The 14539-nt window shown below is 66.3% G+C and carries 14 protein-coding genes; 1 reads left to right on the forward strand and 13 read right to left on the reverse strand.

All coding sequences use genetic code 11. The annotated features are described in order from the left end of the window. Positions 1-59 precede the first annotated feature (59 nt). The 4 genes from icd to hemN all read right to left on the reverse strand — a co-directional run bounded on the left by icd (position 60) and on the right by hemN (position 5789). A complete protein-coding gene (gene icd / locus PFX98_RS22645) occupies positions 60-1313 on the reverse strand; it encodes an NADP-dependent isocitrate dehydrogenase (protein WP_285232741.1) in 1254 nt (417 codons plus the stop codon). 16 nt (positions 1314-1329) lie between these two features. After that, positions 1330-3567 carry an NADP-dependent isocitrate dehydrogenase gene (locus PFX98_RS22650; RefSeq protein ID WP_285232742.1) on the reverse strand — a complete coding sequence of 746 codons (2238 nt, stop codon included), beginning with the start codon at positions 3565-3567 and terminating at the stop codon, positions 1330-1332. Between the two features lie 121 nt (positions 3568-3688). Beyond that, on the reverse strand, positions 3689-4375 hold the full coding sequence (locus PFX98_RS22655; protein ID WP_285232743.1) for a sulfite exporter TauE/SafE family protein: 687 nt from the start codon (positions 4373-4375) through the stop codon (positions 3689-3691). Between the two features lie 4 nt (positions 4376-4379). Then, complete coding sequence (gene hemN, locus PFX98_RS22660) at positions 4380-5789, reverse strand: oxygen-independent coproporphyrinogen III oxidase (protein WP_285232744.1); 1410 nt, start codon at positions 5787-5789, stop codon at positions 4380-4382. Between the two features lie 179 nt (positions 5790-5968). Here hemN and fnr point away from each other — a divergent pair, with 179 nt between their 5' ends. Beyond that, a complete protein-coding gene (gene fnr, locus PFX98_RS22665; protein ID WP_285232745.1) occupies positions 5969-6703 on the forward strand; it encodes a fumarate/nitrate reduction transcriptional regulator Fnr in 735 nt (244 codons plus the stop codon). 37 nt (positions 6704-6740) lie between these two features. On the opposite strand, the gene PFX98_RS22670 is transcribed toward fnr, so the two are convergent. The 9 genes from PFX98_RS22670 to PFX98_RS22710 all read right to left on the reverse strand — a co-directional run bounded on the left by PFX98_RS22670 (position 6741) and on the right by PFX98_RS22710 (position 14526). After that, complete coding sequence (locus PFX98_RS22670) at positions 6741-6962, reverse strand: hypothetical protein (RefSeq protein WP_285232746.1); 222 nt, start codon at positions 6960-6962, stop codon at positions 6741-6743. Positions 6963-7077: 115 nt separating this feature from the next. Beyond that, the gene (locus tag PFX98_RS22675; protein WP_285232747.1) at positions 7078-7332 is read right to left on the reverse strand and encodes a hypothetical protein; all 255 of its coding nucleotides are present in this window, start codon (positions 7330-7332) and stop codon (positions 7078-7080) included. A gap of 31 nt (positions 7333-7363) precedes the next feature. Further along, positions 7364-8821 (reverse strand): cytochrome c oxidase accessory protein CcoG, encoded by a 1458-nt coding sequence (gene ccoG, locus PFX98_RS22680; protein WP_285232748.1) that lies wholly within the window; start codon positions 8819-8821, stop codon positions 7364-7366. Between the two features lie 24 nt (positions 8822-8845). Beyond that, positions 8846-9760 (reverse strand): cytochrome-c oxidase, cbb3-type subunit III, encoded by a 915-nt coding sequence (ccoP, locus tag PFX98_RS22685; protein ID WP_285232749.1) that lies wholly within the window; start codon positions 9758-9760, stop codon positions 8846-8848. Beyond that, a complete protein-coding gene (locus PFX98_RS22690) occupies positions 9757-9933 on the reverse strand; it encodes a cbb3-type cytochrome oxidase subunit 3 (protein WP_285232750.1) in 177 nt (58 codons plus the stop codon). Before PFX98_RS22690 ends, ccoP begins: the two co-directional genes overlap by 4 nt. Before the next feature lie 12 nt (positions 9934-9945). Next, on the reverse strand, positions 9946-10569 hold the full coding sequence (ccoO, locus tag PFX98_RS22695; RefSeq protein ID WP_285232751.1) for a cytochrome-c oxidase, cbb3-type subunit II: 624 nt from the start codon (positions 10567-10569) through the stop codon (positions 9946-9948). Between the two features lie 18 nt (positions 10570-10587). Beyond that, positions 10588-12027 carry a cytochrome-c oxidase, cbb3-type subunit I gene (ccoN, locus tag PFX98_RS22700; protein WP_285232752.1) on the reverse strand — a complete coding sequence of 480 codons (1440 nt, stop codon included), beginning with the start codon at positions 12025-12027 and terminating at the stop codon, positions 10588-10590. Positions 12028-12068: 41 nt separating this feature from the next. Next, the gene (gene ccoS, locus PFX98_RS22705; RefSeq protein WP_342399166.1) at positions 12069-12251 is read right to left on the reverse strand and encodes a cbb3-type cytochrome oxidase assembly protein CcoS; all 183 of its coding nucleotides are present in this window, start codon (positions 12249-12251) and stop codon (positions 12069-12071) included. Between the two features lie 4 nt (positions 12252-12255). Continuing rightward, positions 12256-14526 (reverse strand): heavy metal translocating P-type ATPase, encoded by a 2271-nt coding sequence (locus tag PFX98_RS22710; RefSeq protein WP_285232753.1) that lies wholly within the window; start codon positions 14524-14526, stop codon positions 12256-12258. Positions 14527-14539 lie beyond the last annotated feature (13 nt).

Here is a 14539-nt window from a genome sequence, read left to right on the forward strand (position 1 = left end):
CCCGCTCTGCAGCGGGCCTTTTTACTTGCCAGCGCGGGGCTCGGGCCCCGGCCGGTGGCTTACATGTGGTCGATCATCACCTGGCCGAAACCGGAGCAGGAGACCTGGGTCGCGCCGTCCATCAGGCGCGCGAAGTCGTAGGTCACCTTCTTGCTGGCGATGGACTTCTCCAGCGCGCTGATGATCAGATCGGCGGCCTCGAACCAGCCCATATGGCGCAACATCATCTCGGCCGAAAGGATTTCGGAACCGGGGTTCACATAGTCCTTGCCGGCGTACTTGGGCGCGGTGCCATGGGTGGCCTCGAAGCAGGCCACCGAGTCCGACAGATTGGCGCCGGGCGCGATGCCGATGCCACCCACCTGCGCGGCCAGCGCGTCGGAGATGTAGTCACCATTGAGGTTCAGCGTCGCCACCACCGAGTATTCGGCCGGACGCAGCAGGATCTGCTGCAGGAAGGCGTCGGCGATCGAATCCTTGATGGTGATCTGCTTGCCGCTCTTCGGATTCACGAGCCGGCACCAGGGGCCGCCGTCGATCAGTTCGGCACCGAATTCCTTCTGCGCCAGGGCATAGGCCCAGTCACGGAAGCCACCCTCGGTGTACTTCATGATGTTGCCCTTGTGCACGATGGTCACGCTGGGCTTGTCGTTGTCGATCGCGTACTGGATAGCCTTGCGCACCAAGCGCTCGGTGCCTTCGCGCGAGACCGGCTTGACGCCGATGCCCGAGGTGTTCGGGAAGCGGATCTTCTTCACGCCCATCTCGTCCTGCAGGAACTTGATCAGCTTCTTGGCCTTGTCGCTCTCGGCCTCGAACTCGATGCCGGCGTAGATGTCTTCCGAGTTCTCACGGAAGATCACCATATTGGTCTTCTCGGGCTCCTTCAGCGGCGAGGGCACGCCCTTGAAGTACTGCACCGGGCGCAGGCAGACGTAGAGGTCGAGTTCCTGGCGCAGCGCCACGTTCAGCGAGCGGATGCCGCCGCCCACGGGCGTGGTCAGCGGCCCCTTGATGGAGACCACGTACTCGCGCAAGGCCTCGAGTGTCTCGGCCGGCAGCCACACATCGGGGCCGTAGACCTTGGTCGACTTCTCGCCGGCATAAACCTCCATCCAGTGGATCTTCTTCTTGCCGCCATAGGCCTTGGCCACGGCCGCGTCGACCACCTTGAGCATCACCGGCGTGATATCGAGGCCGGTGCCGTCACCCTCGATGAAGGGGATGATGGGTTCGTCCGGCACCGTCAGCGACATGTCGGCGTTGACGGTGATCTTGCTGCCCTGCTCGGGGCGCTTGATGTGCTGGTACATGGTGCGGTCTTTCTGATCAGGCTGCGACGGACGCCAGCGCCAGGTTGAAGGTCGCGCTCGGGCGCATCACGGCTTCCAGCTTGGCCATGTCGGGCATGTAATAGCCCCCGATGTCGACCGGCTTGCCCTGCACCGCGGCCAGCTCGGCCACGATGGTGGTCTCCTTGTCGGCCAAGGCCTTGGCCAGCGGCGCGAACTTCGCGGCCAGCTCGGCGTCATCGCCCTGCGCGGCCAGCGCCTCGGCCCAGTACAGCGCCAGGTAGAACTGGCTGCCGCGGTTGTCGAGCTGGCCGGTCTTGGGGCTGGGGTTCTTGTTGTTGTCCAGCAGCCGGCCGGTGGCGGCGTCCAGGGTCTTGGCCAGCAGCTTGGCGCGGGCGTTGTTGTTCTTCAGGCCCAGGTCTTCCAGGCTCACGGCCAGCGCCAGGAACTCGCCCAGCGAGTCCCAGCGCAGGTGGTTCTCTTCCACCAGCTGCTGCACATGCTTGGGCGCCGAGCCGCCGGCGCCGGTCTCGTACATGCCGCCGCCGGCCATCAGCGGCACGATCGACAGCATCTTGGCCGAGGTGCCCAGCTCCATGATGGGGAACAGGTCGGTCAGGTAGTCGCGCAGGATGTTGCCGGTGGCGCTGATGGTGTCCTGGCCGCGGATCACGCGCTCCAGCGTGTAACGCATGGCACGCACCTGGCTCATGATCTGGATGTCCAGGCCCGAGGTGTTGTGCTCGTGCAGATACATCTTGACCTTGGTGATCAGCTGCGCCTCGTGCGGACGGTAGGCGTCGAGCCAGAACACCACCGGCATGCCCGAGTTGCGCGCGCGGTTGACGGCCAGCTTGACCCAGTCGCGGATCGCGGCGTCCTTGCACTGGCACATGCGCCAGATGTCGCCCTGCTCCACGTCCTGGCTCATCAGCACCTCGCCGCTGTCCAGGTCGGTGATGTTGGCGACGCCGTCTTCAGGGATCTCGAAGGTCTTGTCGTGCGAGCCGTATTCCTCGGCCTGCTGGGCCATCAGGCCGACGTTGGGCACCGTGCCCATGGTCTTGGGATCGAAGGCGCCGTGCCATTTGCAGAAGTTGATCATCTCCTGGTAGATGCGGGCGAAGGTCGACTCCGGCATCACCGCCTTGACGTCCTTCAGGCGGCCGTCGGCGCCCCACATCTTGCCGCCGTTGCGGATCATCGCCGGCATCGAGGCGTCGACGATGATGTCGTTGGGCGAGTGGAAGTTGGTGATGCCCTTGGCCGAATCGACCATGGCCAACTCGGGGCGGTGCTCGTGGCAGGCGTGCAGATCGCGCTTGATCTCGTCCTGCTTGCTCTGCGGCAGGGTGGCGATCTTGTTGTACAGATCGACCATGCCGTTGTTGACATTGATGCCCAACTCGTCGAACAGCTTGCCGTGCTTCTCGAAGGCTTCACGGTAGAAGATCTTTACGCAGTGGCCGAACACGATCGGATGCGAGACCTTCATCATGGTGGCCTTGACGTGCAGCGAGAACATCACGCCGGTCTGGCGCGCGTCCTCGATTTCCTTTTCGTAGAAATCCAGCAAGGCCTTCTTGCTCATGAACATGCTGTCGATGACCTCGCGGTCCAGCAGCGCCACCTTGGGCTTCAAGACGATGGTCTTGCCGCTCTTGGTGATCAGCTCCATCTTGACGTTGCGCGCGCGGTCCAGGGTCATGGACTTCTCGCCGTGGTAGAAGTCGCCGGCATGCATGTGCGAGACATGCGAGCGCGAGGCCTGGCTCCAGTCGGCCATGCTGTGCGGGTTCTTGCGCGCGTATTCCTTGACGGCCTTGGGTGCGCGGCGGTCCGAGTTGCCCTCGCGCAGCACCGGGTTCACGGCCGAGCCGATGCACTTGTTGTAGCGCGCGCGGATCTCCTTTTCCTCGTCGGTCTGCGGCTTCTCGGGGAAGTCGGGGATCTTGTAGCCCTTGCCCTGCAGCTCCTTGATGGCGGCCTTCAGCTGCGCGACCGAGGCGCTGATATTGGGCAGCTTGATGATGTTGGCCTCGGGCCTTAAGGTCAGCTTGCCAAGTTCGGCCAGGTGGTCGGGCGCGCGCTGCGCCTCGCTCAGGGCTTCGGGGAACTGGCCCAGGACGCGGCCGGCGACGGAGATGTCGCTGGTCTCGACATGCACGCCGGCGGGCGCCGTGAAGGCGCGCACGATGGGCAGGAAGGACGCGGTCGCCAACAGCGGCGCCTCGTCGGTCAGGGTGTAGATGATGGTCGGTTGCTGAGTAGTCATGAGGTATCCAGATCGGCCCATCAAAGAGGCCCGCGGGGTGGTCGATTAGAGCGGTGATTCTAGGGCAGGTGCGCCGGCCGGCGAGCCAAGTCTTATAGAAGTCTTGGCCTTGATCAGTTTCTCAGCTGGGCAGGCCGCAGAGGGCGGCAACCTGCAACCAGACGCCATGACCCAGGGCCCATCCGGAGGCGGCGATCAGCGCCAGGCCGGCCAGGCGCACGGCCCAGGCCATGCCTTGCGCACCCAGGGCTTTCAGCAGCAGGCCGGGGCCCAGCGCCAGGCCCGCTCCGGAGCCGGCTGCAAAGGCCATCATCACCAGGGCGCCGGCCGCAGCGCCGCTGGCCAGGCCCGCGGTCAGCAGGGCCGATTGCAGCAGCCCACAGGGCCAGGCCACCCAGGCCAGGCCGACCAGCCCGGATCGAGCCGGGGCCGACAGCACCACCCGCCCTGCCCCGGGCATGGCGAGCGTTGCCACGTTGACCTGGCGGCCGATCTGACCCAGCCAGGCCGGCTGCCTGGCAAACACCAGCAGGTACAGGCCCAGCAAGAGGGCCGCGGCATGCACGAGCAGCCACAGCGGCCGCAGCCAGGCCGCCGCACTGCCGATCCAGGCCAGCGCGCCCACACTGGCCGCCACCACGGCGCCGCCAAGCCCATAGCCCAGCATGCGGCCGAGCTGGAACGCGCCCGCCGCACCTCGCCCAGCTCTGCCGCAAGCAGCGGCCGTCGGGCCACACATGGCCAGACAATGGGGAGTGCCGGCCAGGCCCATCAGCAGGGCCGAGCCGGCAAGTGCGAGATCCAACATGGGGTCAGATGATGCGCGAAAACTTGGCGCGCGTCTGGTCGGCGCTCAGGTAGCGATCGAACACCATGGCCACGGCGCGCACAAAGTACCAGCCCATGGCGGTGACCTGGATCGCGCTGGGCTCCACCACCACCAGGCCGGTATCGGCCATGGCGCGCAGGCGCTCCAGCTCGGGGCCGAAGTAGTCCTGCACCTTGATCAGATGCGCCAGCTCGATGGACTCGAACTCCACCCGCCCCTGGCACATCAGCGCCATGATCATGGCGCGCCGCACCAGGTCGTCGCGCGACAGGGCCAGGCCGCGCTCGATCGGCAGCTGGCCATGGGCCAGCGCGTCGTAGTACTCGGGCAGGGTCTTGGCATTCTGGCTGTAGGTGGCGCCGATGCGGCCGATGGCGGAAACGCCCAGGCCGATCAGGTCGCAATCGGGCTGGGTGCTGTAGCCCTGGAAGTTGCGGTGCAACCGGCCCTGGCGCTTGGCCACCGCCAGGCTGTCGTTGGGCAGGGCAAAATGGTCCATGCCGATATAGGTGTAGCCGTGCCCGACAAAGCCGCCGAGCGCGCCCGACAGCATGTGCAGCTTGTCGGCCGCCACCGGCAGCAGTGCGGCGTCGATGCGGCGCTGCGGCTTGAAGCGCTGCGGCAGATGGGCGTAGCCATACAGCGCGATGCGGTCCGGCTTGAGTGCCGCCACCTGGGCGATGGTGCGGGCGAAGGACTCGGGCGTCTGCTGCGGCAGGCCGTAGATCAGGTCCACATTGGTGGATTCGAAGCCCAGGGCACGCGCCTGGATCATCAGCGCTTCCACGCTCTCGTAGCTCTGCATGCGATGCACGGCCTTCTGCACCGCCGGGTCGAAGTCCTGCACGCCAAAGCTCAGGCGATTGAAGCCCAGGCCGCGCAGATGCTGTAGGCGCTCGTTGGTGACGGTGCGCGGGTCCACCTCGATCGAGATCTCGGCACCGGGCGCGAGCTTGAAGCGGCTGCGAATGTCGTCCATCAGGCGCGTCAGCTCCGCATCGCTGAGGAAGGTCGGTGAACCGCCACCCAGATGCAGCTGCGACACCGACTGGGTGCGTCCGAGATCCGCCAGGGTCAGGTCCATCTCCGTGACCAGCGCGTCCAGGTATTCGGCCGCCTTCTCATGGTGCTTGGTAATGACCTTGTTGCAAGCGCAGTAGTAGCAGACCGACTCGCAAAAGGGGATGTGCACATAGATGGACAGCGGCGCGCCGCCCCCCACCACGCCGCCCTGGGCCCGCTGTTGCAGGGCCTGACGGTATTGGGTGGTGGTAAAGGCCTCGACGAAACGGTCGGCAGTCGGGTAGGAGGTGTAGCGCGGCCCGGAAACGTCAAAGCGGCGCAACACGTCTTCGGTGATGCCTGGCAGGGGTTCAGCGACTCTTGGTTCCATGGACCGTACTGTGCCAAGCCCGTTGACAGGGCGTTTGACTTGGGTCAATCTTGCAGCGCGAGCATAGAGAAAGAATGGCGTCAATCTTGAGGAGCATCATGTTCAACTCTATGCACACAGGCACGCCATCGGGTGCGGAATCCGCCCCAGCTCCGGGCCCAGCCACCATAATTCGCCACATGAATGCCAACCACGCCATCAAGATCGAGCCCTTCAAGGTAGCTTGTTCCAGCTGCAACCTGCGGGAGTTGTGCTTGCCCGTCGGCCTATCCAAGGGTGACCTGGATCAACTGGACGCCCTGGTGGCCACACGCCGCAATGTCGAACGCGGCGACACGCTGTTCCGTACCGGGGACTCCTTCCAGTCGCTTTATGCGGTGCGCACCGGTTTCTTCAAGACCTGCGTGTCGTCCGAAGACGGGCGCGACCAGGTCACCGGCTTCCAGATGGCCGGCGAGTTGCTGGGGCTGGACGGCATCAGCAATGACCGCCACAGCTGCGACGCCGTGGCCCTGGAGGACTCGCAGGTCTGCGTGATTCCCTACAGCCAGCTGGAAGAGCTGTCGCGCGAATTCACCGATCTGCAGCATCAGTTCCACAAGATCATGAGCCGCGAAATCGTGCGCGACCATGGCGTGATGCTGCTCTTGGGCAGCATGCGCGCCGAGGAGCGCCTGGCGGCCTTCCTGCTCAACCTGACCCAGCGCCTGCAGGCGCGCGGCTTCTCGGCCTCGGCCCTGGTGCTGCGCATGACGCGCGAGGAAATCGGCAGCTATCTGGGCCTGAAGCTGGAGACGGTCAGCCGCACCTTCTCGAAGTTCCAGGAAGACGGCCTGCTGGAAGTGAAGCAGCGCCAGATCCGCATCATGGATCAGCCGGGGCTGCAGAAGCTGGTCAACAGCACCACCTGCTGAGCCCGGCCGCAAAGCCTCAAACGCCCGCCCAGGCCCGCTACTGAGGCGGGCTTTTTTGTTGCTGGGCCAGGTACAGTGACATCGCCGATGCGGCGCTGATGAGCAGCCAGAAGATCAGGAAGCTGAGCGTGTAGATGGCGGCGCGCGGCAGCGCCATCGGGGCCGCGCCGAACCAGCTCAGATCGCTGGGGTCCACCACCGCGAACACCAGCGCCACGGTCACGCCGGCCATGAAGAAGGACGGCCAGAGGATGAACATGGCCGAACGCACCAGCCCCGGCCGGTCACCTGGCCTGCGCTCAATACCTGCATCGTCCCCTGCTGCGTCCCCTGCTTCACCCATACGCGCCCCCTCGGCTTGTGAGTCTGCTGCGTCAGTGGCCGCCCGTCGCCGCATGGTTGCGGGCCTTCATGGCGGGCTGCAGGGCCGCGCCCTGCTCTTCCGCACTGTCGGCCGACAGGCGGGCTTTGGTCTCGATCACCGGATCCGGGAAACGGATCGCCAGCGTCAGCGTGGCGATGCAGGCGACGATCACCACCGACGGGCCGCCCACCACCAGCCACATCATGCGTTCGCGCCACCAGGGGGCGGGCTTGTCGGCCGGGGTCAGGTCTTGCTGCTTGCTCATGGCGTGCTCTTTCGGATGAATGGGCCGCCGCTCAACGCGGCAGCACAAAGGTTGATTTTTCCATCAGACTGCCGGCGTCGGTGCCCGGGCTGGCGAGGCGGCGGATCTCGAACTGGATCGGATGGGCGCCGGCGCCCTCGCTGGCCGCGACCTCGGGCGGCACGCGCAGCGCCACCGAGATCCAGCGCGCCTCGGCGGGTCCGACCGCGACGACGTCCACCGCGGGCTGCATGCGCAGGCCCAGCAGGCCGGAGGCCGTCAGCGTGAAACGCTGCTCCTGCTCGGTGGCATTCATGATCTGCAGGCGGTAGACGTTTTCCACATAGCCGTCCTCGACCTGCCGTGCCAGCGAGGCGCGGTCGCGCACCACGTCCACCTTGAAGGTGGTGCGCAGCGCGATGCTGGCCATCAGGGCCGCGCTGATGACGAAAAGGATGGCGGTATAGATCAGCACGCGCGGGCGGAACATGCGCGCCAGCAGTTGGCTGCGCGTCAGGTGCTGGGACAGCCCGTTCTGGGTGTCGTAGCGCACCAGGCCGCGCGCATAGCCCATCTTGTCCATCACGCCGTTGCACACATCGACACAGGCGGCGCAGCCGATGCACTCGTATTGCAGGCCCTTGCGGATATCGATGCCGGTGGGGCAGACATGCACGCAGAGATTGCAGTCGATGCAGGCGCCGAGCCCGAGCTGCTTCGGGTCCGCCTTGCGCCCGCGCGCGCCGCGCGGCTCGCCGCGCTCGGCGTCGTAGCTGATGATCAGCGTGTCCTTGTCGAACATGGCGCTCTGGAAGCGCGCATAGGGGCACATGTATTTGCAGACCTGCTCGCGCATATAGCCTGCATTGCCGTAGGTGGCAAAACCGTAGAACAGCACCCAGAACCATTCCCAGGGCCCGAAGCTCAGGGCCAGGGCCTCGCTGCCCAGCAGCTTGATGGGCGTGAAGTAGCCGACAAAGGTAAAGCCGGTCCACAGGCCCAGGCTCAGCCAGACCAGCTGCTTGCCGCCCTTGCGCGCCAGCTTCTCGGCGTTCCAGGGGCCGGCGTCAAGCCGCATGCGTGCGGCGCGATCGCCCTCGAAGCGCTGCTCCACCCACATGAAGATCTCGGTGTAGACGGTCTGCGGGCAGGCATAGCCGCACCACAGCCGCCCCGCCACCGCGGTGAAGAGAAACAGCGCATAGGCCGAGATCAGCAGGATCCCGGTCAGGAAGATGAAGTCCTGCGGATACAGGACCAGTTCGAAGATATAGAAACGGCGCGCGCCCAGGTCGAAGAGCACGGCCTGGCGGCCGTTCCAGTTCAACCAGGGCAGGCCGTAGAACAGCAGCTGCGTGATCCAGACCAGGCTCCAGCGCCAGGTCGCAAACCAGCCCGTGACGGCGCGGGGGTAGATCTTCTTCTGTGCCTGATAGAGCGAAACCATCTCCACGGCGGCATCACCACCGCTCTGGCTGGGCTGGGTCGTGGCGCTGGCTTCGCTGCTCATCAGTTGCTGCTTTTCTGCTACTTCTTACTTGGCGGCCACGGCCGTGGTTTGCGACAGGCTCCACACATAGGCCGCCAGCACGCGGATCTGCTCAGCGCTCAGGCGCGAGGCGTGGGCGGGCATGACGTTGTTCTTGCCGTTGTTGATCATCGCCATCACCGCGTCTTCGCCCCAGCCATGCAGCCAGACCTTGTCGGTCAGGTTGGGCGCGCCCAGGGCCTGGTTGCCCTTGCCGTCCGGACCATGGCAGGCCGCGCAAGCGCCGAACTTGGGCTTGCCCAGCTGGGCCGCGATCGAGTTGTGCGGGCTGCCCGACAGGCTCAGCACATAGTTGGCCACATTGCGCACGTCTTCCGGCGTGCCTACCGCGGCGGCCATCGGCGGCATCACGCCGTTGCGGCCCTTGCTGATGGTTTCGATGATGGTGTCATGCGCACCGCCATAGAGCCAGTCGCTGTCGGTCAGGTTGGGGAAGCCCTTGGAGCCGCGTGCGTCGGAGCCATGGCAGCCGGCACAGTTGTTGGCGAACAGGCGTTCGCCAATGCCCATGGCCTGCGGATCCTTGGCCAGGGCCTCGGCCGGCATGGCCGCGTACTTGGCGTAGACACCCTCAAGTGCGGCGCGGGCCTTGGCCTGCTCGGCCTCGTATTGGCCGGTGCTGGTCCACTTCAGGCTGCCCTCGGTGCTGCCCAGGCCCGGGTACATGGCCAGGTAGATGCCTGCGAACACCACCGTCAGCACGAACAGACCCATCCACCAGCGCGGCAGCGGGTTGTTCAGTTCACGCAGGTCTTCGTCCCAGATATGGCCGGTGGTGTTGTCGTTGGCCATGATCTTGCGGCGGCTGGCGATGATCAACAGCACCAGGCACAGCAGCAGGCCAAGGATGGTGGCGCCGGCCACGAAGACCGACCAGCCATTGGAGAAAAAGTCACTCATTCAGGCCTCCTGGAGAGCTTGGGTTCGGCTGGCACGTCGTCGTCCAGCAAGGGGACGGCGGCCACCTCATCGAAACGATGCAGATTGCGCTTGGAGTACGCCCACATGGCGATGCCCACAAACATCAGCATCGAGAGCACCGTGAAGCCGGCGCGCAGATCGTTGATATCCATGTCTGCAACTCCTTACTTGAGCGCGGTGCCCATGACCTGCAGGTAGGCGATCACCGCATCCAGCTCGGTCTTGCCCTTGACCTCATCGCCGGCCTTGGCGATGTCGTCGTCGGTATAAGGCACGCCCACCGTACGCAGGGCGCGGAACTTGGGCGCCATGTCGGCCGGGTTGACGTTCGACTTGGCCAGCCAGGGGTAGGCAGGCATGTTCGACTCGGGCACCAGGTCGCGCGGATTGGTCATGTGGATGCGATGCCATTCATCGCTGTACTTGCCGCCGACGCGCTGCAGGTCGGGCCCGGTGCGCTTGCTGCCCCATTGGAAGGGGTGGTCGTAGACGAATTCGCCGGCCACCGAATAATGGCCATAGCGCATGGTCTCAGCACGGAAGGGGCGGATCATCTGCGAGTGGCAGTTGTAGCAGCCCTCGCGGATGTAGACGTCCCGGCCGGCCAGCTGCAGCGCGGTATAGGGCTTGAGGCCCTCCACCGGCTGGGTGGTGGAGCGCTGGAAGAACAGCGGCACGATTTCGACGATGCCACCGACGACCACCGTCAGCAGCACCAGCACGATCATCAAGAAATTGCTGGTTTCAATCTTCTCGTGACCAGCGACGGCGTGATTGGTATTTGCCATTTGTTGACTCCGTCTGCTTCAGGCGTGGGCGACCACGGCGGGGATGCGCACGGCCTGAGCCTTGCCAGCCTGCACCGTCTTCACCACGTTCCAGCCCATGATCAGCATGCCGCCCAGATAGAGCAGACCGCCGCCGAGGCGAATCACATAGAAGGGATAGGTAGCCTTGACGCTTTCCACGAAGGTGTAGACCAGGGTGCCGTCGGGGTTGACCGCACGCCACATCAGGCCCTGCATCACGCCGGCGATCCACATCGCGGCGATGTAGAGCACGATACCGATGGTGGCGACCCAGAAGTGCAGCTCGATGGCGCGCTTGGAGTACATCTCCACACGGCCGAACATGCGCGGGATCAGGTGATACAGGCAGCCCATCGAGATCAGACCCACCCAGCCCAGCGCACCGGAGTGCACATGGCCGATCGTCCAGTCGGTGTAGTGCGAGAGCGCGTTCACCGTCTTGATGGACATCATCGGACCTTCGAAGGTCGACATGCCGTAGAAGGACAGCGAGACGATCAGGAACTTCAGGATCGGGTCGTCACGCAGCTTGTGCCAGGCACCCGAGAGCGTCATGATGCCGTTGATCATGCCGCCCCAGCTGGGCGCCAGCAGCACCAGCGAGAACACCATGCCCACCGATTGCGCCCAGTCCGGCAGCGCGGTGTAGTGCAGATGGTGGGGGCCCGCCCACATATAGGTGAAGATCAGCGCCCAGAAGTGCACGATCGAGAGACGGTAGCTGTACACCGGGCGGCCGGCCTGCTTGGGGATGTAGTAGTACATCATCCCGAGGAAGCCCGCGGTCAGGAAGAAGCCCACGGCGTTATGGCCGTACCACCACTGCACCATGGCGTCCTGCACGCCGGCATAGGCGGAGTAGCTCTTGGTCAGGCTGACGGGGATGGCGGCGCTGTTGACCAGGTGCAGCAGGGCCACGGCGATGATGAAGGCGCCGAAGAACCAGTTCGCCACATAAATGTGGCGGATCTTGCGGGTGCCCACGGTACCGAAGAACACGATGGCGTACGAGACCCACACCACGGTGATGAGGATGTCGATCGGCCATTCCAGCTCGGCGTATTCCTTGCCCTGCGTGAAGCCCATCGGCAGGCTGATCGCCGCCAGCAGGATCACCAGTTGCCAGCCCCAGAAGGTGAACCAGGCCAGGCCGGGCGCGAACAGGCGCGTCTGGCCGGTGCGCTGCACCACGTGGTAGGCGGTCGCGAACAGCGTGCAACCGCCGAAGGCGAAGATCACCGCGTTCGTGTGCAATGGACGCAAGCGGCCATAGCTCAGGAAAGGGATTCCCAGATTGAGTTCGGGCCAGGCGAGCTGGGCGGCGCAGATGACGCCGACCAGCATGCCGACCACGCCCCACAGGACGGCCGCAAGCGCAAATGCGCGTACGACGCCGTCCTCATACACCGGCCCAGCCGGTTGCGAGACACTAGCCATTGAGCTGCTCCTTACACGTTTCTAAATTGACCCGGCGATTCTTAGGGTTGTTGCGGCGACCGAGCTTGATCGCCATCAACCACCGCGGTTTCATCCTCCAGAATGCGCCCGCCCTCGCGCTCCAGATCGTCCAGTTGGCCGTTGTTGATGGCCCAGCCGAACACGCCCACGATCAGCAGCACCAGCACCACCGACAGCGGGATCAGCAAATACAGGATTTCCATGGTGTCAGGTCTTGCCCAGCTCTTGGGAGAGCCGTAGCGCGTTGAGGATCACGAACAGCGAACTCGCCGCCATGCCGATGCCGGCGGCCCAGGGCGGCAGATAGCCCAGCAGGGCCAAGGGGATGCAGGCGGCGTTGTAGGCCGCGGCCCAGCCCAGGTTCTGGCGTATCACGCGGCGCGTGCGCAGCGCCAGCTCGCGCGCCAGCACGACATCGCTCAGCCTCGTCGACAGCACGATGCCATCCGCCTGCGCCTTGGCGACCAGGGCGCCCTGCCCCATCGCCAGGCTGGCGTCGGCGCGCGCCAGCACCGGCGCGTCGTTGATGCCGTCGCCCACCATCAGCACGCAGCGCCCCTGGGCCTGCAGCTCGGCTACCGCGGCCAGCTTGCCCTCGGGGCTGACGCCACCGCGCGCAGCCTGCACGCCGGCCTGCCGCGCCACCCGCTCGACGCGCGCCGGCAGATCGCCGGACAGCAGCAGGGTCTGCAGGCCCTGAGCGCGCAGCGCCTGCATCGCGCCCGCGGCATCGGGGCGCAATTGCTCGTCAAAGGCCAGCAGCAGGCTCACGCCGCCCTCGGCATCCTCGCTCCCGAACGCCAGCTGCGCCTCGGGCAGCAGCGCCGGGTCAGCGCCCAGCCAGTCCAGGCTGCCCAGCCGCCATTGGCGGCCCTGGGCATCGCGCGCCTGCAGGCCGCGCCCGGGCAGCTCCTGCACCTGCTGCCACTGCGCCTTGGCGGCCTCGTCCACCGGGTGTGCGGCCGCCAGCGCCAGCGCCATCGGGTGGCGCGAATGGTGCGCCAGCGCGGCCGCCTGGGCCAGCAGCGCGGCAACAGGCCGCGCCGGCCAGCTGCCCGCCAGCACCAGCCGGTCTTCGGTGAGCGTGCCGGTCTTGTCCAGCACCACCATGTCCACGCGCGCCAGGGTTTCCAGCGCTTCCAGGCGGCCCAGCAGGATGCCGCGCCGCGCCAGTGCGCCCGCGGCGGCCAGCCAGGCCGAGGGCCCGGCCAGCGAGAGTGCGCAGGGGCACGTGACGATCAGCACCGACACCGCCACCCAGATGGCGCGCTCGGGCGCCACGAAGTGCCAGGCCAGCGCCGCCAGCCCGGCCAGCAGCAGCACGCCCCACAGAAACGGCCCGGCGATGCGGTCGGCCATGCGCAGCTCGCGCGGGCGCTGCGTCAGCGCGCTGCGCATCAGCTGCACGATGCCCTCGTAGCGCGTGTCCGCGCCCACGCGCAGCACCCGCAGCAGCACCGGTGCATGCAGGTTCATGCTGCCCGCCACCAGCTCGTCGCCGACGCGCTTGGGCACCGGCAGCGACTCGCCGCTCAGCAGCGCCTCGTCGGCCTCGGTGGCGCCCTGCTCCAGCCGCCCGTCGGCCGGGAAGGCCTGGCCGGCGAACACGCGCACCAGGTCCCCGGCGCGCAGGCGCTGCGGGCTCACCTGGCTGCTGCTGCCATCCGGCTCCAGGCGCTCGACGCGATCCGGCAGGCGTGACATCGCCTGCTCCAGGCTTTGCGCCACGCGGTGGCGCGCGCGCAGCTCCAGGAAACGCCCGGCCAGCAGAAAGCTGACGAACATGGTGAGCGAATCGAAATAGACCTCGTGTCCGAACAGGCCGCCCGGATCGAAGGTGGCGCCGGTGCTGGCGACGAAGGTCACCAGCAGGCCCAGGCTCACCGGCACGTCCATGCCCAGGTGGCCGGCACGCAGCTGGCGCCAGGCGGAGCTGAAGAAGGGCCCGGCCGAGAACAGCATCACCGGCAGGCTCAGCACCCAGGAGCCCCACAGCAGCAGCTGGTGCAGGTCGGCGCTCATGTCGCCGGGATCGGCCACATAGATGGGCGTGGCCAGCATCATCACCTGCATCATCAGAAAGGCCGCAACGAACAAGCGCCACAGCGCCTGACGGCGCTCGCGCTCGCGCTGCTCGCGCGCCGGCGCGGCGGCATCGGGCGCGGCGCCATAGCCGGCACCGGCAATCGCCTGCACCAGGGTGCTGATGCGGGTGCGCGCCGGGTCCCAGCGTAGCTGCAGACGCTCGGCCGCCGCATTCACCTGGGCGGAGAGCACGCCGGCCTGGGCCGTCAGGGTGGACTCGATGATGCTGGCGCAGGCCGCGCAATGCATGCCGGTGAGCTGCAGTTGCGAGACGGCGATGCGCGCACCACCGGCCGGGGTCTGCCACTGCGTATAGCTGGCAAGCAGATCGGGGTCATCGAGCGCGTCCAGCCCCTGAACGGGGCGAGCGGCGCTGGCGGCGGTTGTGGACATGAGCAAGGGCTGG

This window comes from Paucibacter sediminis (genome assembly GCF_030254645.1).
In the GTDB taxonomy this organism is placed as follows: Bacteria; Pseudomonadota; Gammaproteobacteria; order Burkholderiales; family Burkholderiaceae_C; genus Paucibacter_B; species Paucibacter_B sediminis.

Excerpts from the sequence above, each read along its gene's own strand:
- PFX98_RS22670 (WP_285232746.1), bottom strand. The coding sequence starts at position 6,962 with ATGTTCATCCTCTGGCCGTCCTTCTTCATGGCCGGCGTGACCGTGGCG.
- PFX98_RS22710 (WP_285232753.1), bottom strand. The coding sequence starts at position 14,526 with ATGTCCACAACCGCCGCCAGCGCCGCTCGCCCCGTTCAGGGGCTGGAC.
- ccoS (WP_342399166.1), bottom strand. The coding sequence starts at position 12,251 with ATGGAAATCCTGTATTTGCTGATCCCGCTGTCGGTGGTGCTGGTGCTG.
- fnr (WP_285232745.1), top strand. The coding sequence starts at position 5,969 with ATGAATGCCAACCACGCCATCAAGATCGAGCCCTTCAAGGTAGCTTGT.
- ccoP (WP_285232749.1), bottom strand. The coding sequence starts at position 9,760 with ATGAGTGACTTTTTCTCCAATGGCTGGTCGGTCTTCGTGGCCGGCGCC.
- icd (WP_285232741.1), bottom strand. The coding sequence starts at position 1,313 with ATGTACCAGCACATCAAGCGCCCCGAGCAGGGCAGCAAGATCACCGTC.
- ccoG (WP_285232748.1), bottom strand. The coding sequence starts at position 8,821 with ATGAGCAGCGAAGCCAGCGCCACGACCCAGCCCAGCCAGAGCGGTGGT.
- PFX98_RS22690 (WP_285232750.1), bottom strand. The coding sequence starts at position 9,933 with ATGGATATCAACGATCTGCGCGCCGGCTTCACGGTGCTCTCGATGCTG.
- PFX98_RS22650 (WP_285232742.1), bottom strand. The coding sequence starts at position 3,567 with ATGACTACTCAGCAACCGACCATCATCTACACCCTGACCGACGAGGCG.
- ccoN (WP_285232752.1), bottom strand. The coding sequence starts at position 12,027 with ATGGCTAGTGTCTCGCAACCGGCTGGGCCGGTGTATGAGGACGGCGTC.
- hemN (WP_285232744.1), bottom strand. The coding sequence starts at position 5,789 with ATGGAACCAAGAGTCGCTGAACCCCTGCCAGGCATCACCGAAGACGTG.
- PFX98_RS22655 (WP_285232743.1), bottom strand. The coding sequence starts at position 4,375 with ATGTTGGATCTCGCACTTGCCGGCTCGGCCCTGCTGATGGGCCTGGCC.
- PFX98_RS22675 (WP_285232747.1), bottom strand. The coding sequence starts at position 7,332 with ATGAGCAAGCAGCAAGACCTGACCCCGGCCGACAAGCCCGCCCCCTGG.
- ccoO (WP_285232751.1), bottom strand. The coding sequence starts at position 10,569 with ATGGCAAATACCAATCACGCCGTCGCTGGTCACGAGAAGATTGAAACC.